This window comes from Anaerosolibacter sp. (genome assembly GCF_029240175.1).
Classification (GTDB): Bacteria; Bacillota; Clostridia; order Peptostreptococcales; family Thermotaleaceae; genus Anaerosolibacter.
This window is the reverse complement of sequence record NZ_JARBTM010000026.1, coordinates 45,585-70,354: the sequence shown is the minus strand read 5'-3', so window position 1 is coordinate 70,354 and position 24,770 is coordinate 45,585. Positions and strand designations below refer to the sequence as shown.

The 24,770-nt window shown below is 40.8% G+C and carries 21 protein-coding genes and 1 riboswitch; of the genes, 14 read left to right on the top strand and 7 right to left on the bottom strand.

The window, feature by feature from the left end; translation table 11 throughout:
* Positions 1 to 6: 6 nt before the first annotated feature.
* Complete coding sequence (locus tag K0R93_RS16250; RefSeq protein WP_300303421.1) at positions 7 to 276, bottom strand: 2Fe-2S iron-sulfur cluster binding domain-containing protein; 270 nt, start codon at positions 274 to 276, stop codon at positions 7 to 9.
* Positions 277 to 586: 310 nt separating this feature from the next.
* Between K0R93_RS16250 and K0R93_RS16245 the strand changes: the two genes are divergently transcribed.
* Complete coding sequence (locus tag K0R93_RS16245) at positions 587 to 2,668, top strand: methyl-accepting chemotaxis protein (RefSeq protein WP_300303418.1); 2,082 nt, start codon at positions 587 to 589, stop codon at positions 2,666 to 2,668.
* Between the two features lie 36 nt (positions 2,669 to 2,704).
* Here K0R93_RS16245 and K0R93_RS16240 read toward each other — a convergent pair whose 3' ends face one another.
* Complete coding sequence (locus K0R93_RS16240; RefSeq protein WP_300303415.1) at positions 2,705 to 4,063, bottom strand: Na+/H+ antiporter NhaC family protein; 1,359 nt, start codon at positions 4,061 to 4,063, stop codon at positions 2,705 to 2,707.
* Positions 4,064 to 4,437: 374 nt separating this feature from the next.
* Here K0R93_RS16240 and pdhA point away from each other — a divergent pair, with 374 nt between their 5' ends.
* The 4 genes from pdhA to lpdA are packed head-to-tail and all read left to right on the top strand — an operon-like array spanning position 4,438 to position 9,192.
* Positions 4,438 to 5,526 carry a pyruvate dehydrogenase (acetyl-transferring) E1 component subunit alpha gene (pdhA, locus tag K0R93_RS16235; protein ID WP_300303412.1) on the top strand — a complete coding sequence of 363 codons (1,089 nt, stop codon included), beginning with the start codon at positions 4,438 to 4,440 and terminating at the stop codon, positions 5,524 to 5,526.
* A complete protein-coding gene (locus tag K0R93_RS16230; protein WP_300303409.1) occupies positions 5,526 to 6,509 on the top strand; it encodes an alpha-ketoacid dehydrogenase subunit beta in 984 nt (327 codons plus the stop codon). The genes pdhA and K0R93_RS16230 overlap by 1 nt, the downstream gene beginning before the upstream one ends.
* Before the next feature lie 11 nt (positions 6,510 to 6,520).
* The gene (locus K0R93_RS16225) at positions 6,521 to 7,801 is read left to right on the top strand and encodes a dihydrolipoamide acetyltransferase family protein (protein ID WP_300303406.1); all 1,281 of its coding nucleotides are present in this window, start codon (positions 6,521 to 6,523) and stop codon (positions 7,799 to 7,801) included.
* 20 nt (positions 7,802 to 7,821) lie between these two features.
* Complete coding sequence (lpdA, locus tag K0R93_RS16220) at positions 7,822 to 9,192, top strand: dihydrolipoyl dehydrogenase (protein WP_300303403.1); 1,371 nt, start codon at positions 7,822 to 7,824, stop codon at positions 9,190 to 9,192.
* Between the two features lie 141 nt (positions 9,193 to 9,333).
* Here the strand turns inward: lpdA and K0R93_RS16215 are convergent, their stop codons facing one another.
* A complete protein-coding gene (locus K0R93_RS16215; protein ID WP_300303400.1) occupies positions 9,334 to 11,469 on the bottom strand; it encodes an ATP-dependent helicase in 2,136 nt (711 codons plus the stop codon).
* Between the two features lie 156 nt (positions 11,470 to 11,625).
* On the opposite strand from K0R93_RS16215, the gene K0R93_RS16210 reads away from it, so the two are divergent.
* Complete coding sequence (locus K0R93_RS16210; RefSeq protein ID WP_300303397.1) at positions 11,626 to 11,910, top strand: hypothetical protein; 285 nt, start codon at positions 11,626 to 11,628, stop codon at positions 11,908 to 11,910.
* Between the two features lie 23 nt (positions 11,911 to 11,933).
* Here K0R93_RS16210 and K0R93_RS16205 read toward each other — a convergent pair whose 3' ends face one another.
* Positions 11,934 to 12,419, bottom strand: coding sequence for a zinc ribbon domain-containing protein (locus K0R93_RS16205; protein WP_300303394.1), 486 nt, complete (start codon positions 12,417 to 12,419; stop codon positions 11,934 to 11,936).
* Positions 12,420 to 12,517: 98 nt separating this feature from the next.
* A complete protein-coding gene (gene nhaC / locus K0R93_RS16200; RefSeq protein ID WP_300303391.1) occupies positions 12,518 to 13,930 on the bottom strand; it encodes a Na+/H+ antiporter NhaC in 1,413 nt (470 codons plus the stop codon).
* A gap of 339 nt (positions 13,931 to 14,269) precedes the next feature.
* Positions 14,270 to 14,421, top strand: a riboswitch (Lysine riboswitch).
* 162 nt (positions 14,422 to 14,583) lie between these two features.
* On the opposite strand from nhaC, the gene lysA reads away from it, so the two are divergent.
* From lysA to K0R93_RS16180, 4 genes are all read left to right on the top strand, one after another.
* A complete protein-coding gene (lysA, locus tag K0R93_RS16195) occupies positions 14,584 to 15,885 on the top strand; it encodes a diaminopimelate decarboxylase (RefSeq protein ID WP_300303388.1) in 1,302 nt (433 codons plus the stop codon).
* Between the two features lie 12 nt (positions 15,886 to 15,897).
* Positions 15,898 to 17,103, top strand: a complete 1,206-nt coding sequence (locus tag K0R93_RS16190) for an aspartate kinase (RefSeq protein ID WP_300303385.1) — start codon at positions 15,898 to 15,900, stop codon at positions 17,101 to 17,103.
* Between the two features lie 332 nt (positions 17,104 to 17,435).
* Entirely contained in the window at positions 17,436 to 17,696 is a 261-nt protein-coding gene (locus tag K0R93_RS16185; protein ID WP_300303382.1) for a DUF1653 domain-containing protein, read from the top strand.
* Positions 17,697 to 17,723: 27 nt separating this feature from the next.
* Positions 17,724 to 18,047, top strand: coding sequence for a hypothetical protein (locus tag K0R93_RS16180; protein ID WP_300303379.1), 324 nt, complete (start codon positions 17,724 to 17,726; stop codon positions 18,045 to 18,047).
* Positions 18,048 to 18,232: 185 nt separating this feature from the next.
* On the opposite strand, the gene K0R93_RS16175 is transcribed toward K0R93_RS16180, so the two are convergent.
* Entirely contained in the window at positions 18,233 to 18,736 is a 504-nt protein-coding gene (locus K0R93_RS16175) for a peroxiredoxin (RefSeq protein WP_300303376.1), read from the bottom strand.
* A 192-nt stretch (positions 18,737 to 18,928) separates the two neighbouring features.
* Between K0R93_RS16175 and K0R93_RS16170 the strand changes: the two genes are divergently transcribed.
* From K0R93_RS16170 to K0R93_RS16155, 4 genes are all read left to right on the top strand, one after another.
* Positions 18,929 to 19,708, top strand: a complete 780-nt coding sequence (locus tag K0R93_RS16170) for a short-chain-enoyl-CoA hydratase (RefSeq protein WP_300303373.1) — start codon at positions 18,929 to 18,931, stop codon at positions 19,706 to 19,708.
* 29 nt (positions 19,709 to 19,737) lie between these two features.
* The gene (locus K0R93_RS16165; protein ID WP_300303369.1) at positions 19,738 to 20,583 is read left to right on the top strand and encodes a 3-hydroxybutyryl-CoA dehydrogenase; all 846 of its coding nucleotides are present in this window, start codon (positions 19,738 to 19,740) and stop codon (positions 20,581 to 20,583) included.
* A 265-nt stretch (positions 20,584 to 20,848) separates the two neighbouring features.
* Positions 20,849 to 21,802 (top strand): LCP family protein, encoded by a 954-nt coding sequence (locus K0R93_RS16160; protein WP_300303366.1) that lies wholly within the window; start codon positions 20,849 to 20,851, stop codon positions 21,800 to 21,802.
* A gap of 251 nt (positions 21,803 to 22,053) precedes the next feature.
* Positions 22,054 to 23,187, top strand: a complete 1,134-nt coding sequence (locus tag K0R93_RS16155; RefSeq protein ID WP_300303363.1) for a hypothetical protein — start codon at positions 22,054 to 22,056, stop codon at positions 23,185 to 23,187.
* 38 nt (positions 23,188 to 23,225) lie between these two features.
* Here K0R93_RS16155 and murC read toward each other — a convergent pair whose 3' ends face one another.
* Positions 23,226 to 24,626 (bottom strand): UDP-N-acetylmuramate--L-alanine ligase, encoded by a 1,401-nt coding sequence (gene murC, locus K0R93_RS16150; protein ID WP_300303360.1) that lies wholly within the window; start codon positions 24,624 to 24,626, stop codon positions 23,226 to 23,228.
* Positions 24,627 to 24,770 lie beyond the last annotated feature (144 nt).

Genomic DNA, 24,770 nt, shown 5'->3' with positions numbered 1-24,770 from the left:
CTCTAGCTATTTATTTACCAATTTAATGATGGCATTATCCATAACCTCCACTTCACAGGCCAAACGATAGCCCTTGGATAATTTATCTTCGCCGAGAAGCTTTTTTTCTTGCTTTGTAGGCTTGGACACAGTGCCTTCCAGAACTTTTACGATGCACTTTCCGCACTTACCTTTACCGTCACAAGAATCCTTTATCTTTACCCTTGCAGACTTGGCTATCTTTAATAAGTTATTTGGCTTTTCAATTTCAATATTGCTTATAAATTTCACTTTCATACTCAAGATAACCCTTCTTTCTTTGTAAATATAATGGGAAACAAAATTTATTCTTAGAATTATCATACCCAGGACGAAGATAATAAAATCATCATTCCTATGGGTGCTAGAATCAAATAATTCAGCTAAGAATCATGAAAGTAATTATAGAAATGAAATGAATATACTGACAATAACGAAAAATGGAATATATAGGGATAAATCAACAAGATATGAAAAAATATTATTACATCATGCAGAATTCGACAAAAAAAACCACTCCCTTTTGCTAAAATATACTAGAATACAAGAACAAGGGGAGAGGGTCTGTGTGAAGGTTGGGGGTAAAGTGAAATTTGGCATTGGGCGGCAGTTTCTATTATTTTCTATTTTATCGATTACAATTCCGTTAATACTTCTGGGAGTAATCTCTTATTCAAAGTCTGTACAAGTCATTGAAAGAAATTTAAAGTATTCCACCCAGCAGATGATGGATGAGATGAAATCATCGATCGATATCTATATGGAGTCATTCGGAAATGGTCTAGAGAAGATGTCCAAGCAATCCAGTGTTCAGACCTTAACAGCGGCACCAGACACAGTATCTTCGGCGTCCCAAGCAGAGGCGGAAGAACAGAACACTACTGGATTAAATCAAGAAGCCCTAAAATGGTTAATGAAGGATTTTGTTAGTTATATTGAGGCCAACAAGGATATAAAGCATGTGTATATTGGTACAAAAAACAAGGATATGATCATATACCCAGAAGCTAAATTTGAGCAAGGCTTTGATCCTACCACCAGAGAATGGTATAAAGAAGCAATAGGCAAGAAAGGACTGGTATGGACAAATCCCTATCAGGATTCTATAACAGGCGAAATGATTATCTCTGCAGCATTGCCCATTTATTATGAAGATCGACCACAGGAGGTTTTTGGTGTTTTGGCCATTGATCTTTCCATGAAGGAATTGGCGGCGAAAATCAACAAAACAAAGGTTGGAAAGAGGGGGTACCCTGTCATCCTAGATGATCAAGGAAACACCCTGATCCATAAAGACCCTGGGATGATCGGAAAGCCCCTCCCATCTGAAGCCATTAATAATGCCATTAGCAAAGTGAACGCTGGACAGGTTGATTATATTTGGCATGAGGATGGTAAAAACTTTGAGAAGTTTGCAGTATATACAACGATTGATAGATTGAATTGGACAATCCTAACCACCATGTATGTAGATGAGATTGAAGAAGACGCCAGCGGGTTGTTGCAAAGTGCCTTGATCATAGGGGGAATATCCCTCCTCATCGCATTGATTCTTTCCGTTTTGTTCTCTAGAAGGCTGACAAACCGGATGGAAGGGTTTCTCCAACATATGGATCGCGTGAAGGCGGGAGATCTTCGTGGCAATTTTATAACCAGCGCAAAGGATGAAATAGGCAGTTTGGCCGTATCTTTTAATGGCACTATCGGTGAAATAAGCAGTCTTATTGAGAAGGTACAGCACGTTGTACAAGATGTAGAGGAAGCCTCTCTAAGATTAGCTTCTGCTTCCCAAGAATCCAGTGCATCCATCGAAAGCCTCAGCCATACGGTAGATGAAATTGCTGAAGGTGCCACCAAACAGGCGATAGATGCTCAACTAGGTGCCGAGCAGGTTCGAGAGATTGCCCAGGAATTTGACCGATTGGCCTTGGATACAGGAAATATGTTGGATGCCACCAAGGAAATTATGGATATAAATCAAACTAGTTTAGGGGATTTAGAGTACTTAGATGAAAAGACGCGTTTCAATCATGCAGCTACCGAAAAGATTGAGATGGCTGTAAAGGAATTGGAAAATGACAGTAAGAATATTGGTATGATCATCGATACCATTGGCAATATTGCAGAGCAAACCAATTTGTTGGCGCTAAATGCATCCATTGAGGCTGCAAGAGCTGGAGAGCATGGCAGAGGTTTTGCTGTTGTCGCAGATGAGATAAGAAAGCTGGCGGAGGGGTCTAGGCATGCTGCCGAGGAGATTAGAGGCATTATTCTAAGCATTCAGCAAGAAAGCCGAAATACCTCTAAAGTGATGGAAGAAGTGAAGATCAGTTCCTCGGAGCAAGGTCAAGCTGTTGAAAAGGTAAATGAGAGCTTCGGCAAAATATTCAAATCTATCGAAGGTATCATGGAGAGGATTGAATCCATCGGAAAGATGACAGGACATATCAATCATAAGAAGAATGAGCTGGTGACAGTGATTGAGGCTATTTGGTCTGTGGCCCAAACAGCATCAGCAGCTACTGAAGAAGCTACTGCTTCCATGGAACAGCAATCAGCTGCTGCTGAGGAAGTATCCCAGGAGGCTAACGCTCTAAATGAGCTGGCAGTGAAGCTGGCAGGAGATGTGAGCAGATTTAAAACAAAATAATAGCAGATAGGAAAATATATCAAGAAAGCCCTGGACTTAAGTCCAGGGCTTTCTTGATATGCCAAGATAACCATATAGAATCGTAAAAGCAGGCAGCAAATATGGCAACAACGCATAGGGACTAAACTGAAGCACAGATATACCAAACATTGCAGTAATCATGACGCCATTTACATTCCATGGAATGAGCGGTACGAGGACAATACCAGAATCAGCGATGGTTCGTGCCAAGGTACTACGAGATATCTGATTTTTCTCATAGGTTTTTTGCAGAAACTTTCCAGGGATAATTACTGCCAGGGTTTGATTGCAGGTAACCACAGCGATCATAAAGCTTAGAAAGGCCGTATGAAGGATGAGTGAGCCGATTCCTTTTATTTTTATAACGAACTGGTGAATGAGAGGTTCGATCATGTGGGTTCCGTCTAGTATTCCATTTAGGGCGGTAGAAGCAGCAATGATTAAAATGACATTTTTCATAGAAATCAATCCACCACCCGATAAAATGCTGGAGATATCCACATTGGTGGGGTGAAATCCAAACAGGGAAACTTTAAGGACTTGAGAAAGCGTAAACTGATTTTGAAATAAGATACATACCAAGGTGGTAAGAAGTCCCATACCTAAGCTTTTTACCATGGTAAATCGAAAGATTGCCATGATCATGATGGTTAAAGGTGGAATCAGCAGCACGATACTTACCGGAAAATTAGCCATCAATTTTTGCTGAATATCCGTCAGGCCAGTATGGGGACCACTCACCAAAAATGACCTCCCTAGAATGCCATAGAAGGCAGTACATATGATAAAAACGGGTGCTGTAGTTGCCATCATATGCCAGAGGTTGTCCACTAGCTTTGTTTCCGTAATAACGGCTGTTAAATTGGCACTGCTGGACATGGGAGAAGTCCGGTCACCTAGATAGCCCCCTGATACAATGGCGCCTACCAAAAGGGGGAGGGGAATGTCTAATCCTTTTCCAATACCCACCAGGGCCATGCCTACGGTGCTGATGGTACCCAAGGAGGTACCTAAGACCATGGAGATCATACTGGTAATGAGAAAAGTAGCCAAGAGAAAATTAAGATTTGCTAAGTATTGAAAACCCAAATACATCATCGTAGGAATTGTTCCGCCCATCATCCATAATCCAACCAGGATACCGATCAATGCCATCATGGCAAGGACAATCCAAGCACTCTTGACCCCTTTAAATATCATAAAACAGATTTCACGGGGCGTATAGCCGTGCAGATATACCATATATGATGTAAACAGCAGTCCTATGAGTAAGCCATAATAGGCAGAATAACCCAATTGTATAGCCAGGAGAATACCAAATACAATCACGAAGATGATACCATAGGTTCGTCCGATACTGATTTTCTTTTTCATGGAAGACCTCTTTTCTTTTTCCGATGGCGAACAACTCTAAGACATGATCAATAAATCAAAGATTTATGATCCCTGCTTATACAAGCGGGAGACAAGAGTTGTACAGCCCCTGGATAACACGACTTGGCGTTCAGGTGGAGTTGCAAACTCCATCTGAACTGAGTCTTAGTTGATAGGGTACATCCTTATTATACGTCATAAGGCAAGAAATGGAAATGGAGAAACGAATAGTCTGGAAAATGAATGTAACCGTAGCAACGATTTCATGGGCATGTAGGAAAGCAAAAACACATATCTTTTAAAGTGATCATTCGCTGTTTAGATAGTGTGCGAATGGCTATATATGGAATATATGTTATAAAGGAGGGAACGTCATGCTTGTTGATCAGTACAGTCCATTCGAAGGAAAAATGCTTCAAATTCTGGATAAAGACGGAAATGTGCTGGATGAAAGTTTGGTTCCGCAGATTCCAGACGAAGACCTAGTAAAACTTATGAAGACCATGTTATATACAAGGACAGCGGATCGGAAGGCCCTAATGTATCAAAGACAAGGGAGAATGCTTACCTATGCGCCAAATGAGGGGCAGGAGGCATGTCAGGTAGGCAGTGCCTATGCGTTGGCCAAGAAGGACTGGATGGCACCTGCTTTCCGAGAATTAGGGGCTTGGCTGCAAAGAGGTGTAGATTTGAAAACGATTTTTCTTTATTGGTATGGAAACGAAATGGGAAGCAAAGTAGCTGACGATATACGAATTCTCCCGGTATCGATACCTATATCCTCCCAGTGTCTCCATGCTGTAGGATTGGCCATGGCGGCAAGAAAGCGAGGACTGGATGAAGTTTCCATCGCATACTTTGGGGATGGCGGTACTTCTGAAGGGGATTTCCATGAGGCTTTGAACCTTGCCGGTGTATATAAAGCAGCCACTGTATTCTTCTGTCAAAACAATCAATGGTCCATATCGGTACCAAAGCACTTCCAAACAGCATCAGAAACCTTTGCACAAAAGGCCTATGCCTATGGATTCAAGGGAATCAAAGTGGATGGTAACGATATTCTGGCTGTTTATGTAGCAACAAAGGAAGCTGTTGAGCGGGGTCGAAAAGGTGAAGGCCCTACGTTGATCGAAGGGTATACCTATCGTCTAGGACCTCATACAACCTCTGACGACCCCACACGGTATCGTGAGGAACAGGAAGTAGATGAATGGCGAGAAAAGGACCCAATCAAGCGTTTCAGAATCTATCTGGAACGTAGAGGACTCTGGAGTGATGAGATGGAAAAACAGTTTGTCCAGGAAGCAGACGAAGAAGTGGAGCGCGCCTTTAAAGAAGTGGAGCAGTCGGGAAATACACAGTTTGATGACATCTTCAAATATCAGTATGAAAAAATGACACCATTATTGGAAGAGCAATACGCAGAATATAAAGCCTTCTTTCAGGAAAGGGGGATGCTATAATGCCAGTGTTAAATAACGTGCAAGCTGTAAATTATGCTTTGATGCAGGAAATGGAAAGAGATCCTTCTGTGGTTGTATTTGGAGAGGATGCAGGATATGAAGGCGGCGTTTTCAGAGCTACCGTAGATCTACAGGAAAAGTTTGGCGTTGAACGATGCTTTGATACACCGATATCCGAATCGGGAATTGTAGGTGCGGCAGTGGGTATGGCTATTAATGGACTAAAGCCTGTGGTGGAGCTTCAATTCTGTGGATTTACCTATCCGGCATTTAATCAGATCATCAGCCATGTATCACGTATGAGAAATCGATCTAGAGGTCGGTTTACACTGCCTATGGTGATTCGTTTCCCATCAGGAGGCGGCATTAGGGCCCTGGAGCATCATTCAGAGAGTCCTGAGGTATTATTTGCCCATATCCCTGGATTGAAGATTGTGATGCCTTCAACGCCGTATGATACCAAGGGGTTACTGACAGCGGCCATTCGGGACCCAGACCCTGTGATCTTTATGGAGCCAAAGCGGATATACCGTGCCTTTAAACAGGAGGTACCAGAAGAGGATTATGTGATAGAAATCGGAAAAGCCAATGTCGTAAAGGAAGGGGAAGATCTAACCATTGTTACCTGGGGTGCCATGGTAAAGGATACCCTTAAGGCGGTGGAAGAGGCCAACAAGAAAGGTATTTTTCCAGAGGTCATTGATTTGAGAACCATAGCACCACTAGATCGGGAAGCTATTATTCAATCAGTAAAAAAGACGGGAAGAATCCTTGTGGTACAGGAAGCTGTTAAGAGTTTTGGCGTAGCCTCAGAAATTATTGCCTTGGTCAATGAAAAAGCATTTCTCCATCTGGAAGCACCTCCTGCAAGGGTAGCAGCACCAGATATTATCGTACCGCTGCCAAGGGGAGAACAATATTACATGCCTAACCCCGATATGATTTACGAAAAAATTCTTGAAGTAGTAAATTTCTTAACATAGGGGGTGAGGATATGATTCAAGAATTTAAATTTCCAGACATTGGCGAGGGAATCCATGAGGGAAAATTACTGAAGTGGCATATGGAGGTCGGGGATACGATTCAAGCAGGAGATACCATTGCAGAGGTGGAGACTGATAAGGTTAATGCAGAGCTTCCATCCCCTTATTCTGGGAAAGTGATAGCTTTGCTTGCTGAAGAAGGTGGGATCATCTATGTAGGGCAAGTATTGATTAAGGTAGATACAGGAGAAGTCGGAAAGAGCCAAGACCAAACGGTTGAACCTGTAGCAGAGGAGAATGCAGGGGTTGTGGGTGCTTTAGAAGCATCTTCGGAAGTAATTCCTGCCAGTGCGGAGGGAAGAAAGCAGGAAGCAGCAATCCCGCCGAAAAGGAAAGTGTTGGCTACACCTGTGGCTAGAAAGATGGCATATGATTTAGGGGTTGACCTTAGGAACGTAACTGGTACAGGACCAGGAGGCAGGGTAATGAAGGCGGACATTGCTGCTGCAGCGGAAAAAACTACAGCAGGGGATTCTGAAGCCTCTAAACCAGAGCAAAAGCATGAAACTAAGCTGGAAGCAGCATCAAAGGATAGGAATCAGATAGAGAGGGTACCCCTCAGTATGATAAGAAAGACCATCGCAAAAAAAATGGTTCAATCAAAACATACAGCTCCCCATGCCACGGCTATGGATGAGGTTGATGTGACGGAACTGGTGAAATTCAGAGAAACTGCAAAAGGTCATTTCGATGAAGATATTCATTTGACCTTTATGCCATTTATCATGAAAGCGATCGTGTTGGCATTAAAGAAAAATCCCAAAATCAATAGCTCATTGGATGACGAAACCGAAGAGATTCTATTGAAAAAATACTATCACCTAGGGATTGCTGTGGATACGGAAGAAGGTTTAACCGTACCTGTGGTCCGCAATGTGGATCAAAAGAGCATTGTTAGATTAGCCAAAGAATTGAATGATTTAGGTCAGCGGGCAAGAAATAGGAAATTGACGATAGATGAACTAAAGGAGAGCACCTTCTCCATCACCAATTATGGGGCAGTAGGATCGATCTTTGGGGTACCTGTGATCAATTATCCTGAGGTTGCCATCATGGGTATAGGAAAGATCAGCAAGAAGCCAGTTGTCATAGAAGATGAGCTTGTCATTCGCCATATGCTGCCCCTATCCATGTCCTTTGACCACCGGGTTGTAGATGGCGGTGATGCAGGACGCTTTATGAATGATGTGAAGAAGTATTTGAGTGATCCCTATAGATTGTTGCTTCTGTAGGCACAAGGAGTGATGTACAAATGTATGATGTAATCGTAGTAGGCGGAGGACCTGGGGGTTATGTGGCAGCCATTAAGGCTGCCCAACTGGGCATGAAGGTTGCCTTGGTGGAAAAGGATGAAATTGGCGGTGTCTGCTTGAATTGGGGTTGTATTCCCACCAAGGCGCTGCTTAAAAATGCCAGAGTTTATCAGGAGATACTGAAAGGTGATTTCTTTGGCATTGAGGGCATTGACAAAGACAGCTTAAAGATTAATTGGCAGCAGATGGGCAACCGAAAGGACATGGTAGTAAAACGCCTTGTGAATGGTGTAAAGGGCTTGCTAAAGAAAAATGGAATAGACGTTTTTATGGGCACAGGTGTATTTAAAGATAAACAAACCATCGTTGTAGGGGATAAAACCTTAAAAACAAAAAACTTAATCCTTGCTACTGGATCAAGACCGTTTATCCCAACGATTGAAGGGCTCCATGCAGCTATGGAGAAAGGGATTGCCATTACGAGTAAAGGGGCCCTGCAATTGACAGATTTGCCCAAAACCATGGTAATTTTGGGCGGCGGGGTAATTTCTGTTGAGTTTGCTACCCTATTTAACGCCTTGGGGACAAAGGTCATTCTGCTCCAGCGCTCTGGTCGTATTCTAAAGGGCACGGAGGAAGAACTAGCGCTGGCCTTGCAAAAGCATTTGATGGATCAAGGGGTTCAGATTGTTACCAACTGTCAATTGAAGAAGGTAGAAGGCAGCAAGGTTATCTGCGAAGTAGAGGGCAGAGAAATAAGCTACATGGGAGAAAAAATTCTGGTAAGCTTAGGGAGACAGCCCAATGTGGAAGGGATGGAATCCCTAGGAATCACCTATGATCAAAAAGGAATCAAAGTAGATGCTTATTTACAGACCAATGTATTAGATGTCTATGCCATTGGTGATGTAAATGGCAAGTATCAGTTGGCCCATTTAGCCTCTGCTGAAGGAATCACAGCGGCAGAGAATATTGCAGGGAAGAAAAACAGTATCAATTACAAACTGGTACCATCCTGTATTTATAGCTTTCCAGAGTTGGCAGCTATAGGATTGACGGAAGCAGAAGCAAAAGAAGAAGGATATGATGTGGTAGTGAGCAAGTTTCCTCTCAGTGCCAATGGAAAGGCATTGGCGGAGGGGGAGAGTATTGGATTTGTAAAGATTATTGCCGAAAAGAAGTACGGAGAAATATTAGGGGTTCATATCATGGCAGTCCATGCCACAGATATGATCTCTGAGGCTGTGGTATCCATGGAAATGGAAGGAACCATCTACGATGTGGCTAAGGCCATCCATCCCCATCCAACCCTATCAGAAATTGTGATGGAGGCAGCCCATGGTGCCATTGACAAACCAATACATTATTAGAGATTGAGGTTAAGGTTGAGGTTAAGATTGATGGTGCCCATTGGGCACCTAAAAAAATCAGGATATCAAAAACGGACGTGTAATGCACGTCCGTTTTTTTAACCTCAGCCTCAAACTTAACCTGTGCACTATGGTGCACATCTATGCTGGAAACAAAATCTGTTTCTCAACACAAAGGCTGATAGACAAATCTCTATTCCCTACGGAATCAAAGCGGACTGTCAAGATGTCCTTACGGAGGTCTTTGATCTCCCCCATACCAAACTTTGGATGGACTACCTTTAAGCCAATGGAAAAAGGATGATTAGATCCAGGGGAGATATTGGGAGAAGGTGCTGTTGTTTGAACTGGAATAATAGAAGTCAGCTGCAGCCTTTCGGCACAATTTCCCACTTCTTCCACAAATCGAGACACCTTCATCAGTTCACCATTTTTTAATTTTACGACCAAAAGTCCTAAGCTTTCTTTGGCTCTGGTCATACCCACATAGAACAGCCTGCGCTCTTCCTCTAATAAAGACAAATCCCCCTTACGGGCCTGCTCAAGACTAGATTTTCCAGGAAAATGCTGCTCGAATAGATCCACCATAAGAACGCGATCAAACTCCAAACCCTTGGCGGAATGAATGGTGGACAATACTACCGCATTTGTATATCGATTGTACTGGCAATCCTCCAAAACCCTTTGGAGATCATCGAAGCGGGATAGAAATTCCTGGATGGTATCGGTCCCTAAAGCGATGGTTTTTAATTGAGATAGAATCAAATCTATGCCGTCCAGAGAATTCTTTTTACTATGGGACTCTAAATAAGCCCTATAGTTCAAGGTGTATGCGATAAAATCAAAGGCATCCTTTGGTGATAAGGTGGATAGCTCCGTAAAATTCAGGGAAATACGGTGGATATTGTCTCGCTGATAACTTCGAAACTCCGGAAAATTTAATAATCTATCAAAAACAGAGGCATAGTGAGATGCTTTGCTGTACTGAATGGCTGTTTTAGGAATATATCCGTTCATTTTATAATAAATTCGTTCAAGGCTCTCAAAATCGCCAAAATCTAGAGATAGCCTAAGAAAGGAGAGGACATCCTGGACAACCCAATGACGGAAGAATAGATTTTTACTATCTCGAATATAAAAAGGGATGCCATGGCGGTCCAATTTATCGGCTAAGGAAATAGCAGATAAATTATTACGATAAAGGATCGCTGCATTGGACAGATCATCTCGATCAGATAATTGGTTAATCAAATAATTCAATTGATCCTGTTCATCCCTCAAATGAATGATTTGCATGCCCCGGCGATCCTCCCGGTTAGAAAACAGCTTCTTAGGGTATCTCGCCTGATTGGTCTGGATAAAAGCATCACTAATTTTCACGATGTCATTGGGGCAGCGGTAGTTTTGCTCCATAAAAAAAGACTTAGCGCCAGGATATGTATCTTGAAAACAAAGAAGCATCTCAGGACATGCACCTCGAAAGCCGTAAATGGATTGATCATCATCTGCTACCATAAACAGATTGCATTGAGATCCAGCAAGAAGACGAATGATTTCATGCTGTACCCTAGACGTATCCTGGGCCTCATCCACTTGGATGTAGGGATATTGCTGGCGATAATACTGAAGTAGTGCCGTATCTTTTTCCAAAATCTCCAGGGTCAAGGTTAACATATCATCGAAATCAAGAAAATGATGCTTGCGCTTATAATTCTCATATTGAGTATAGATTTCATAGAGATGATCAATATCTCGATGCTCTTCGCAGTAGGCTTTCAAAGGAGTTAAGGAATTTTTTATATAGCTGATGGTGCTGATTAATTCCTCTAGCTGGTCATCAGAAATATAGTCGCCGCTGATCTGGTGAAAAAGTTGCTTCAGTAAGACGGTTTTGTTCCGTGCAACCTGGTCTCCTTCTATTAAAGTATATTGAATCTGATGCTTCCTTCCATGTTCACGGATGAGCTTATAGGCGAAGCCGTGAATTGTAGAAAAAGGGACTGTTCCCTTAACAGCCGATCCAAATAGACTGTTAAATCTCTTGCTCATATCCTTTGCAGAAGCCTTGCTGAAGGTAATGGATAAAATCTGTTCTGGCTTCACCTTGTGATAAAGAATCAGATAAGCCGTCCTACAAATCAGCATTGTTGTCTTACCTGCCCCTGGGACAGCTAAAACAATGGCAGGGCCATCCTTATGCAAAACAGCAGATTTCTGCTGTTCATTTAAATTTACTTGAAATTTATTCTGTAGAAAAAGGAAAAAAGAATTTTGCAACGGTAAAGCCTCCTCCTAAGTAGTCCATAAAATCATTTGTCTCGTTCAAAACTAGTATATCATATTTGTTCATGCTTCTAAAACTCAGCTTATGGAAAGTGAATTCTTTGTCTAAGCTAACTGTATATATGATTCTGATAAAGAAGGAGTTTAGACATGGAACGAAAGCATTATCAGGGAAAAATACGAAGATTTTATTTATCCCACTTTGGGAAAGACTATGTTGAGAGTCAGCTGGAAAAAAGAGAGGGAAATTGTAAAATGTGCGGCCGCTGCTGTCAATTGGGATATAGATGTCCATTCCTAAGAACTGACAATTCTTGTGGGGTCTATAACGATCATCGCTGGATGAGACCAGCTCAATGTGCCTTCTTTCCTTTGGATCAGCGAGACATGGAAGAAATGAACAATTCAGCGTGTGGATATTATTTTGAAAATTGATGAACAGATGAAAAGCCTGAAGATTACTCTTCAGGCTTTTCATCAGGAGCGACCTCTTGATCTTCGGAAGCTGCTGGCGAAGGGTCTGCAACCTCTTCTACCATAACAGAATTCCCAAGGATTTCTATGACCTCTTGTGTAGGTTCAAGCTTGTTACCACACTTTGAGCAGAACTTGGCCTCTTCATCAAAAATAGTGCCACACTGGGTACACTTTACAATACCCTTTAACTGCTCAATCTTACTTTCATATTCTTTGATATTTTTGACCGCCGCTTGTGCCTCATAAAGGATGAGCAGGGCAGCTTCAGGCAAAATTTCAGCGTGATCACTGGCAATCTCAGGGTGTATGATCGCTTTGCCTAGGTCATAATATAGCTCTTCTAATTTACCTTTTTCTTTGGTAAGAGCTACTTTCATTTTTGACATTTCCGACATTTCACTGGAGATTTCTTTAATCACTTTTGTACTTTCTAACATTCCTTGTTTAACCTTATCCAATAGATTCATGGCAGGAACCTCCCTTTATAAGCTTTACTACATAAATATTGCAAGAAGTCATAAAAAATACCTCTACTGATGAAAAGTAGAGGTATTTATATTTTCTGTTATGCAGTTTTTTGAGATTGATTTTGTGGAAGCTTCTCCATAGTAATGCCTGTGAAACCGTAGAAGATAGACACCAATGGATTGATTAGGTTTAGGAATGCATATGGAAGATATGCAAATGGATGAACCCCTAAAGTACTAAACATGAAGGCACCACATGTGTTCCAAGGAATCAATGGAGATGTCAAAGTACCTGCATCCTCTAAGCAACGGGATAAGTTCTTTGGATGATAGCCTCTTTGATCCCACATTGGCTTATACATTCTACCCGGCAACACGATAGATAGATACTGATCTCCAGCCACTAGATTGGTGAAGATAGAAGTCGCGATTGTACAAACAACTAAGGAACCTGTATTGGTTGCAAGTACCATAATCTTTTCAGCAATTACTTGCAGCATTCCTGTCTTTTCCATTGTTCCACCAAAAGCCATGGCGATTAAAATTAAAGATACAGTCCACATCATGCTATCAAGACCGCCTCGAGTTAATAATTCATCAACAGCTGCAACGCCAGTTGCTGATTCATAACCGTAATGGGCCGCGTTGATAACATCTCCAAGGCTCGCACCTTGGAAAATTGCAGCAAAGATACCGCCAAGGATCGTACCACCAATCAACCCAGGAATCGCAGGTACTTTAAAGATAACCATGGCAATAACCAAGATAGGAGGAAGTAATAACAATGGAGTAATTGTAAATTGTGAACTAAGCGCATCCAATAAAGTATTAATTTCGGCTACATTCAATTCTTGACCAGCATACTTCATACCTAGGAACCCATAAAGAACCAAGGCGATCAATAAACTAGGTCCAGTTGTGAATGCCATGTGTTTGATGTGATCAAACAAATTGGCGCCAGCCATTGCTGGAGCAAGGTTTGTTGTATCTGATAATGGAGACATCTTGTCACCAAAGTATGCACCAGAGATGATTGCACCTGCTACGATTGGAAGTGGAATATTTAGACCGCCGCCAACGCCAAGTAATGCAATACCTACTGTGCCTGCCGTTGTCCAGGAACTTCCTGTGGCAAGGGATACAATGGCACAAATCAAACATGTAGCTACCAGGAATATCCCTGGAGATAAGATCTGTAATCCGTAGTAAATCATCGTAGGTACAGCACCCGATTGAATCCATGTACCGATGATTGCACCGATAACCATAAGAATTAAAATTGCTTGCATTGACATTTTAATGGTTTCAACAATACCATCCTCAATATCTGACCACTTGTAGCCAGCTCTTATGGCAATGAAAGCGGCGAAAACAGTAGTAGCAAGAATTGGAATGTGCGGTGAACCCTCGACACCGAATCGTGGCAAGATTGTATACATCAATGCCCCAATTAGGAATGCAATAACCAATAGTGCTTCCCAAATTGATATTTTTCTAGGTGTTTTTTCCATAAATGAATCCTCCCCCTTAAAATGAGTTTATAAAATTTAGAAAAATGAAATAGTACTTTAAATAGTATAGCATGAAAACGATACCAGTTGCAACTCCGAAAGAAATCTCAAAGATAGAAATGGCGAAAAATGGCGAAAAATAGCGAGAACAGAGCTGTAGAGGGCTGGAAAAGGCAATAATAGCATGATAACATGTATAAATATGTACGCCTATTAATAAATATTGATATTTTCATAACAATCTGTCATACGTCTGCTAACAGATGTTTCGGAAAAGACTGTTGACACAATTCATGGTCTATGTTAAGATACATAAAAATAAATAAATATACCTAAGAATTGTGTCTTAGAGGTCGCGATGAATAAAGAGTATTGTGGGGGAGACGAAGGAAGTCCTAGATCCCATGGGAAAGGTATTGGGGCTATATTGAATAAATATAGCACTGTCGCTGATAGATAACCCAGTTTATCAGTGATGCGCTACTTCACAAGGGGTGAAAGTGTTATATTCTGCTGGAATCAAGACAGTCAGGAGTATCTCTTTTACTCTTTGACTGTCTTTTTATTGTCTAAAATGTATAAAAATACTCTTGGAAAGATATAAGGATACTAGGGCATATTATGATAGATTGGGCAAAAGAGGAGGCAATAATATGAAACTGTTTGGAACGATGAGGATAAATGAGGCGAATACACTAGAGATAGGCGGCTGCAGTACAACGTTATTGGCAGAAGATTTCGGTACACCGTTATATGTGATGGATGAAGCTTTGATCAGAGAAAATTGCAGAAAATATAGAAATGCATTTGTAAAGGAAGGCATGGATACCCAGGTAATCTATGCATCGAAAGCATTTTTAAATATAGCCATGTGTACTTTAATCCATGAAGAGGGCCTGGGTTTAGATGTGGTTTCGGGAGGAGAACTATATACTGCTATGAAGGCAGGCTTCCCTATGAACAATATATTTTTTCATGGGAATAATAAAACAGAAGATGAGCTGGGGATGGCCTTAGCATATGGCGTAGGTACAGTGATCGTGGATAATTTCCATGAGCTTCGATTACTTGATAGGCTGACAACAGAAAAAAAACAGAAAATCAGCGTTTTATTTCGTGTAAATCCTGGTATAGAGGCCCATACCCATGCGTTTATTCAAACGGCTCATCACGATTCAAAGTTTGGGGAATCCATATACGATCATAAAATCTATGATATGCTGACATTTGCCTTGGCATCGGAACATTTGCAGGTTCAGGGATTCCATTGTCACATCGGATCTCAGATATTTGACGAGAAGTCCTTTTATGGAGCAGCCAAGGTGATGATTGCATTTTTACAGCAAATAAAAGAGAAGACAGGATATGAAACAGCCGCCCTCAATATTGGAGGAGGCTTTGGAATCTATTATGCCAATGATGATGAACCAGTAAAAGTGGAGAGTTGCTTGCCAAAGATGCTGGAAATGATTCAGTTAGACTGTGAAGAGGTGGGAATTAAAGTACCTAAGGTGATGATTGAGCCTGGAAGAGCCATTGTAGGCAATGCAGGCTGTACCCTTTATAACATTGGGGCTGTTAAAGAAACCTACGGGGGTAAAAAATATATTTTCGTCAACGGGGGAATGACAGATAATCCAAGAACTGCCCTATATGATGCAGTATATGAAGCCGCTATTGCCAACAAAATGAAAAATACGGAGAAAGAAAAGGTGACTGTTGCAGGCAAATGCTGTGAGTCTGGAGATATTTTGATCCATGACATTGAGTTAGCCAAGGCCCAGGGAGGAGACCTGCTATGCGTAGCAAGTACAGGGGCGTATAACTATACTATGGCTAGTAACTATAACAGAATTCCAAAACCAGCTGTTGTAATGGTGATGGATGGAAGGGCAAGATTAATCGTTAAGAGGGAAACCTATGACGATATCATAAGAAATGATTTAACGTATTAGGAGGATGAGGAAATGGCGATCGTTGTACAAAAATATGGAGGAACATCTGTAGGCACCATTGATAAGATTAGAAATGTGGCAAAACGTTTGGCTGCAAGGAAGGATAAAGGAGATGGCGTGGTGGTGGTAGTCTCAGCCATGGGAAAAACCACTGATATGTTGATTGATATGGCGAAGGAACTGTCTGATGCACCTAGCAGAAGAGAGTTAGACATGCTCATGTCAACAGGCGAGCAGGTATCTATTTCCTTGTTGTCCATTGCATTAAATGAAATGGGTTATGAATCCATCTCCCTTACAGGGTTTCAGGCTGGTATTATGACAGAAGGATTTCACACAAAAGCCAGGATACAAGATATCGAAATAGATAGGGTAAAACAATATGTATCAGAAGGTAAAATTGTGGTAGTGGCAGGATTTCAGGGAATTAACGAGAATGGTGATATTACCACATTGGGCAGGGGTGGATCTGATACTACAGCGGTAGCTCTGGCTGCAAAACTAGAATGTACCTGTGAAATATATACGGATGTGGATGGCATTTATACCGTAGACCCAAGATTGTTTCCAACGGCAAGAAAGCTGGATGTCATCAGCTATGAGGAAATGTTGGAAATGGCAAGCCTTGGCGCTGGGGTTATGGAAACCAGGTCTGTGGAAATCGGACAAAAATATAATGTACCCATATATGTGGCCTTAAGCAGTGAGGATTGGCCAGGAACTTATATAAAGGAGTATGATGTGACAATGGAAAGCAAAGCGATTACAGGTTTATCTGTGAGTGATAAGGATTTAATGGTAACCATCAACCATGTTCCCTATGAAGTAAAAAATATATCTAATATTTTCCAAGAATTAGCGAAAATGGACGTAAATATTGATATGATCAGCCAGACAGCACCATCCCATGGATTGGTGAATGTATCCTTTACAGCCCCGAAAAATGACGAAGATATTATCCAAGGTATTATGGACCGAATCATACAGGAGTTTCATGGCGTCGAAGTAGAGATCGAAAAGGATATCACAAAGCTTTCAGTGGTTGGAATCGGGATGAGAAGTCAGTCTGGCGTGGCTGCAAAAATGTTCAAAATTTTTGCTGACAATGATATTGCTTTTAAGCAAGTTACTACATCGGAAATCAGAATCTCCTATGTTATTGATACCAAGGACAAGCAAAAAGCCATCGAGATCGTAGCGAGAGAATTTAATCTCTAAATAGTATAAAATCCAATATTGCTATTCTATGTACAAAGGAAAAATCCCAGTTACACACGCTGGGGTTTTTCTTTATACATAGAAAAGATTTCTACCACCACTTTTGACGATTATTAGAATAGACACAACCGAGACATAGGGCTAGAATAAATAGGAAGGGCTCTCTTCGGAAATGAATTTGATGGATCAAAATAAACACCTCCGCCAGATTATTATTCCAAGAATGGACAAATATGATAAATTATATACAGAGGACATGAAGTTAAATATAAATAGGGTATAGAAGTTCAGGTTTTGATGGATGATGGAATATATAGAAAGGTGGATAAAATATGAAGGAAAGCGACAAGGATATGGAAGCCCTTGAAGTGAACAGGGTCTATAGACATTGGAAGGGGAAATTCTATTATGTCCATGGGTTAGCAGTACATACAGAAACAGGGGAAATGATGGTCTATTACCAGACTCTATATGGGGATCGGAGCTTTTATGTAAGACCTGTATCTCAATTTACTGAAAAGGTACCGCCAGATCGGGTGACAGAGAATATGACTGGGCAGTTGTATCGCTTTGAGCCCTATGATTTTGAATAGTAAAGATTTTAAGGAGGATGGAGGAAAATGAAATTTCTAAAAGACATAGGCATTTCTCTATTGAAAGGTATTGTATTTGCTATCTTATTTGCAGTTATAGGAGGCCTTTTTTCTTTGATGAAGGCTTGGCCTATGCTGAAAGGCGCTTACATTTTTGTTCTTATAGGTGGAAGTATTACCATGGTTATATCTATAGCCCTGCTTATCGGTACGCCAAAGATGCGAATGGATATGGTTCGTGAAGGTGATCAACGTAAGAATCCACAGCGAGGTGCTGAGGGAATTGGGCCTGCTCTTATGGGAATTATGATGATGATTATTGGATTTTGGCTCGAAGCCATGATGCACTAGAAGTATATAAAAAAGCAGCAAAGCTGCTTCGCTAGGGGAACCTAGTTCCCCTTCGACGGCTGCAAGGCAGCCTGAGCACCCCTCTGAATACGGCGGGGAATACTTCCCCTGCACCCCTGATTTTTTATTCAATAGGAAAGTAAAACTTTCCTGTTGAATAAAAAACATAGCAGAGAGCTTCTCTGCTATGTCAATGTAGACATGCCTTCTTCCCAGTTGGCTGGGCAGGCTTTTCCTGTTTGAAGGGCTTTTAATACACGAACAAATTCTTTTACATTTCTGCCTACAGAAAGATTTTGTATAAGCTGGTATTGGAGATTGCCTTCAGGGTCAATGATGAATACACCTCTCAAAGCAATTCCCCCTGCTTCATCAGCGAGTACGCCATAGGTTTTAGACAGGGCTTTGTCATAATCTGCAAGCAGTGGGAAATTTACACCGCCAAGATGCTGCGCCCATGCATGATGGGTGGGTACACTATCGGTATTGGCCCCCAATACCACCGTGTTTAACTGCTCAAAATATTTGAGCGTCTTGTTAAACTCCGGTACTTCGGTGCCTCACACTGGTGTGAAATCTAGGGGGTAAAAGAATAAGAGAACCCATTTCCCCTTATAATCAGATAATGTGATTTCTCCTGCTGTACTAGGTACAGTAAACGTCGGTGCTGGATGTCCGATTTTTATCATATAAACACCTCCTGTATTCAATTCATTTAGAGTGTTACCGATAGATAAAAAATATATGCAGATGGATACAATATAAAATGGTTGTAAACACCTTATTTTATTTTTTTATATCCAGAGAGAAGGAATTTCGGTTCAAAGGTTGAAAGGTAAAAGGGGTGTATTATTGATTTATTAAACTGAGGTGAGATATGAATGGAAAGAAAAACGATTAGATTGTCAAAGGAAGAAAGAATTGCGATCGTTCACTTCAATCGGCCAGAGGCTTTGAATGCTTTGAACACAGAAATGCTTGTGGAGCTGGACGGAGTGATCGAGGAATTGGCCAATGATAATCAGGTAGATGTGATTATTTTTACAGGTGAAGGAAAAGCCTTTGTGGCTGGGGCTGATATTGGTGAAATGAGCAGTCTTACAGCGGAGGAAGGGAGAAAATTTGGCGTTTTGGGCCAACGGGTCTTTCGGAAACTTGAACTGCTGGAAAAACCTACGATTGCAGCAGTTAATGGTTTTGCCCTAGGCGGAGGGTGCGAGCTAGCCATGAGCTGTGACATTCGGATTGCCAGTGAAAAGGCAAAATTTGGACAACCAGAAGTAGGACTGGGGATTACACCGGGCTTTTCTGGAACCCAGAGGCTTACGCGGCTTATTGGGTTAAGTAAGGCGAAAGAGTGGATATTTACAGGGGATGTTTACGCTGCAAGTGAAGCTGAAAAGGCAGGACTTGTTAATAAGGTAGTATCCCATGAAATGTTAATGAAAGAAGCATTGGAGATTTCCCACAAGATTGCATCTAAAGCACAATTGGCTGTGATATATGCAAAAATTGCCATGAATAGAGGTAAGGAAGTTGACATGGATACCGGGGTGCAAATTGAGGCGGATTTATTCGGTCTATGCTTTGCAACCGAGGATCAAAAAGAAGGAATGGCAGCATTCCTACAAAAAAGAAAACCAAACTTCCAAGGAAAGTAAAGCTGATATAAATGAGGAGGTCATAAGATATGAAAAAAATTGGTGTTATTGGTGCAGGAACCATGGGGGCAGGAATTGCCCAAGTCTTGGCTCAAAGTGGATACGAAGTGGTTCTAAGAGATATAAAAGAGGAATTTGTGGATCGAGGACTAGGCGGTATTGCAAAGAACTTTGATCGCAGTATTCAAAAGGGTAAAATGACCGAAGAAGAGAAAAATACAATCTTAAAACGAATTGAAGGAACGGCAGACGTACAGGGGCTGGCAATTTGTGACATTGTGATCGAGGCAGCCACAGAGAATATGGAACTGAAAAAGAAAATCTTTGCAGAGATTGATCAGGTATGTAAGCCTGAGGCAATTTTGGCAACCAATACATCTTCTTTGTCTATTACAGAAATTGCATCAGCAACAAATAGACCAGATCGCGTGATCGGTATGCACTTTTTTAACCCTGTACCTGTCATGAAGCTCATCGAAGTAATCAAAGGTTTAACGACCTCAGAGAATACAAAAAATGAAATTCTTGAATTGTGCCAAAATGTAGGAAAAACCCCTGTAGAGGTAGAAGAAGCGCCAGGATTTGTTGTAAATAGAATTCTTGTGCCTATGATCAATGAGGCCGTAGGAATTTTAGCAGATGGTGTTGCAAAGGCAGAAGATATTGACGAAGCGATGAAGCTGGGTGCCAATCACCCGATTGGACCTTTGGCCCTGGCAGATTTGATTGGTAATGATGTGTGCTTGGCCATCATGGAGGTCTTGTACCACGAGTTCAGTGATAGTAAATATAGACCCCATCCACTGCTTAGAAAAATGGTAAGAGGAAATCTATTGGGCAGAAAGACTGGCAGAGGGTTCTTCACATACGCATAGATCGAGATCATGATTAAAAACAAGGCTAAGGTTGAGGTTAAGGTTGTAAGAACTATGAGTGCTCTTACGATTTTCCTTAACCTTAGCCTTAACCTTAATCTGCCCTTATAAAAATCTTGTTAGATAATTCTGGATTTAATGTAACATAAACTTAAAATGGATCATAGAATGAATATGATAGAATAAAAGGGTAGAAATTTTTATGGGCGTTTATTGAAGTGCATAATGAAAAAATATCATGAAATTGTCTTGAAAGGAGTCAACTATGAAAGCTTTTCTAAAAATCTTTGCCATTGCTTTTGTAAGTTTTGCTTTAGCTATGGGAGCAGGACTATGGAGCTATTCAAAATTCTATGCACCATCTTCTGAGCAAAGTGAGCTGACAGAGGCAAACAGTTCCAATCTGGAAATCATAGATACTGTAGAGGCCGAAGAGCCAGAAGTCGAGAAAAGTGAGTTGGAAAAGCTGATCGAGGAAAGCAAACGTGTGAATGTACTTCTGTTAGGGATGGAAGGCCCAAGGTCTGATACCATCGTTTTGGCAAGCTTTGATCCTAAAGCGAAGAAGGTGGATTTGATATCGATACCGAGAGATACATATTACCCTCGCAAAGGGTATAATACAGCGGATAAGAAAAAGTTAAATGCTGTTTATGGTGATTCAGGGGCAGAAGGAACCATGGAAGCAGTCAGTGAACTGTTGGGAGGGATCCCAGTACATCATTATGTGAAAGTAACCTATTCTGGAGTGGAACGAATCATAGACTCCTTAGGGGGGGTAAAAGTCAATGTGCCTTTTGATATGGTGTACGATGACCCCTATGATAACCCACCGCTCCATATCAACATTCCTAAAGGAACCCAGGTGTTGAAAGGAAAAAATGCGGTGCATTTTTTGAGATTTAGGAGTGGCTATCCAGATGGAGATCTCGGAAGAATACGGGCTCAACAGCAGTTTATGAAAGCATCCATGGGAAAAGTGCTTAGTTTTCGTCTGCCTGTGGTAGCAAATACGGTATTTAAATATGTAAAGACAGATATGTCATTGTCTGAGATATTAGTATTGGCAGGAGATGCAGTAGGGATGTCATTGCAGAATGTTGAAACCCATGGACTTCCAGGGAAGGCAACAGAAAAAGGTGTCTCATATTTTCTTCATGATTTGGATGCAGCCAAAGCGCTGGTAACGGAAATGTATAAAACTGAGGTGACTGAATAGAAGCGATGGGCCTCCGTCGCTTCTTTCGATGAAAAACATGCAAAATATTACCATGATATTATTTTAAATGAAGGAAAAAGGGAAAATAAAAATAGTGTTGAATATATAGAAGTAAACAGAAATACCATTAGAATAGCAAATATTCTTTACAACTTGTCTATATTTATGCTAAAAAACGCACATAAATAATAGAAAGTGGGCTTAACATAAGGATATTTGAACAACTGAGGTGAGTATGGATGCGCAGCAATATGAAAAAGGTTTCGACCATATGGCTTTTTATTGTTTTTTTAATGATAGTAAGTGGCGGTATTACATATAGGTTGATTCTGAATAAACAGATCCTAAATAAGAACATAACCAATCTGCCTTTGGAAACAAGCATTGCCGGGAAACCTGTATCTAAGGGTTCCAAGGAAATTGAATTAAAAGAGATGCTTGATGGTGCGAAGGATATTTTTGTAGAAAGCTACAATGGGTCTGATGACATGATTGAATTAAATGAGGAAGATGGAGAAGAAATCATTGACATTTTAAGGGATTTGGAATTAGAGAAGATTAGAGATTACCGTGATGATGAACAGTATGATTATATTTTGCACGTAAAAAACAATAATATGAAAATAAAAATAGGAAGTCCCTATATTTTTATAGAAGATATGAGCGGAAACAGGCTTGCCTTCCAAGGGGAAGCCCAGTATATAGAAGAACTGGAAACGTGGATTGAAGCCATATATATGGGCAAGTATCAAGAAAGTGATCTTTTTGCAAATCCAGAAAGCATCACAGTGATTGCAGACGACGAGGGATATCGTTGGGATGTGGACCAGGAGGATGTTGAGCCCTTTATGAATCAGATTTTCCTAACAACGCCCATCAATGAAGGGGAAGCAGCATTTGCACTGGCAGAATATCCTGACTATAGGATACAAATAAAAACAAGTCAACAGACATATAATATCCATTTAATGAATAAGGAAATATTAACTGTGGATTCGCAAAACCAATTTGCATATTATCAGTATGATAGAAAACTATGGGATTTTATCCTGAAGAAATATCCAGTACAATTGAAAGCGGCGTCGACAGATTTGAAAAGCCTTCTGGGAGCAAAGCGTATTACCATAGATGATCACAAGGATATGTACGACCTTGAGGACGATCAATATTATCATAGAGCCGTAGCGCGTACAATTTTACGTGGGAAGCCTAAAGAAATTGTGGATATGGAACAGCAATTACCTCTGGTTTTTATGCTCACCTTTGAGATTGGTGGTAAAAATAAGGTAGTATATATATACAATGATTATATCGCCTTCGAAGGAAGATACTATTATGCGCAGCGAATTGATGAAGCCATCAGAAGTACCATAGGTGTCTATTAGAATTCTATATATGAAATAAAGAAACAGGTTAGAATATTCTAACCTGTTTTTAATGTCATTTCTTTTAGGAGCATTTCACCTACTCGGTATATGTCTCCTGCGCCCATGGTTAATATCAAATCACCCGGCTGGGTATGGTTGGAAAGATAATCTACAATGTCTGAAAATCCGCCGATATAAGAGACATCGTGATGGTGTTCACCGATGGCTTGAACCAGATCTCTGGCATGGATCTCACCAGTATCTTTTTCTCGTGCTGCATAGATATCAGCCACAATCACTTTATCTGCACCGGAGAAAGAAATGGCAAAATCATTTAATAGGGATTTTGTTCTTGTATAGGTGTGAGACTGAAAAACACACCAAATCTTATTGTGGGGATAATTTGCAGCGGCCTGAAGGGTCGCCTGTATTTCTGTAGGGTGATGGGCATAATCGTCCACAATCGTTCTTTCGTTCACAACACCCAGAACATCAAATCTTCTATGGGTACCTTTAAAAATACCCAGCCTTTCGTGGATTTTTTCAACAGGTGCGCCTAAGGTATGGGTAGCAGCAATGGAAGCTAAAGCATTACAAATGTTATGATATCCAGGTACATTTAACTGAAAATGGCCTAGAAGCTTGTTGTGAAGATACACATCGAAATAAGGAAAACCTAGATGGTTATATCCAATATCGCGAACCATATAATCACTTTCTTCTTTTATCCCGCAGGTAACAATGTTACAAGTCACATGGGGCAGCAGGGCACGAATATTCGCGTCATCTTTAAAGGCAACTAGGTGACCTTCCCTGGGAATTAAACGGGCGAATTTTGTAAAAGCTTCTATAATATGATCTAAATTTCTAAAATAATCTAAGTGGTCTGCTTCTATGTTTAAAATAATACCTAGGGTAGGGAAAAATTTAAGAAAGCTCTCTACATATTCACAGGCTTCAGTAACGAGATAATCACTCTCACCTATTTTAATATTGCCACCGATTTCATCCAACTCTCCCCCAACCAGAATTGTGGGATGAAAACCACTGTGCTCCAATATAAGAGAGACCATGGAAGTGGTGGTCGTTTTTCCGTGAGTACCTGAAATTGCAATGCTGTTAGAGAACTTTTTCATCAGTAAACCTAGCATTTCTGCTCGATCAATCACAGGAATACCCAGTTCTCCAGCCCTCTTTAATTCAGGATTATCACTTTTTACTGCCGCAGTATAAACCACGAGATCACAAACGGGAACATTATCACTGCTATGTCCAATATGTATGTCGGCACCTTTATCACGAAGCTTATCTGTAATTTTGGAAGCATGCATATCTGAACCAGAAATCCTGTAGTTAAAGCTTAGTAGGAGCTCTGCAATGGCACTCATGCTGATTCCGCCAATGCCGATAAAGTGAACATGCTTTATTCCTTGGTCCGTTAAATCTATTTGCATCATCGTCTCTCCTCCATTATGAAGATGAATAAAATATGATAAACAAAAGCAATTTTATACAATCTAAAGCATGAATGCCTTTGTTTTTGTATTATTGACAAAGTTTTAGGGAATGTATAGGCAAAAAATGAAAAACTTTGAAAAGAA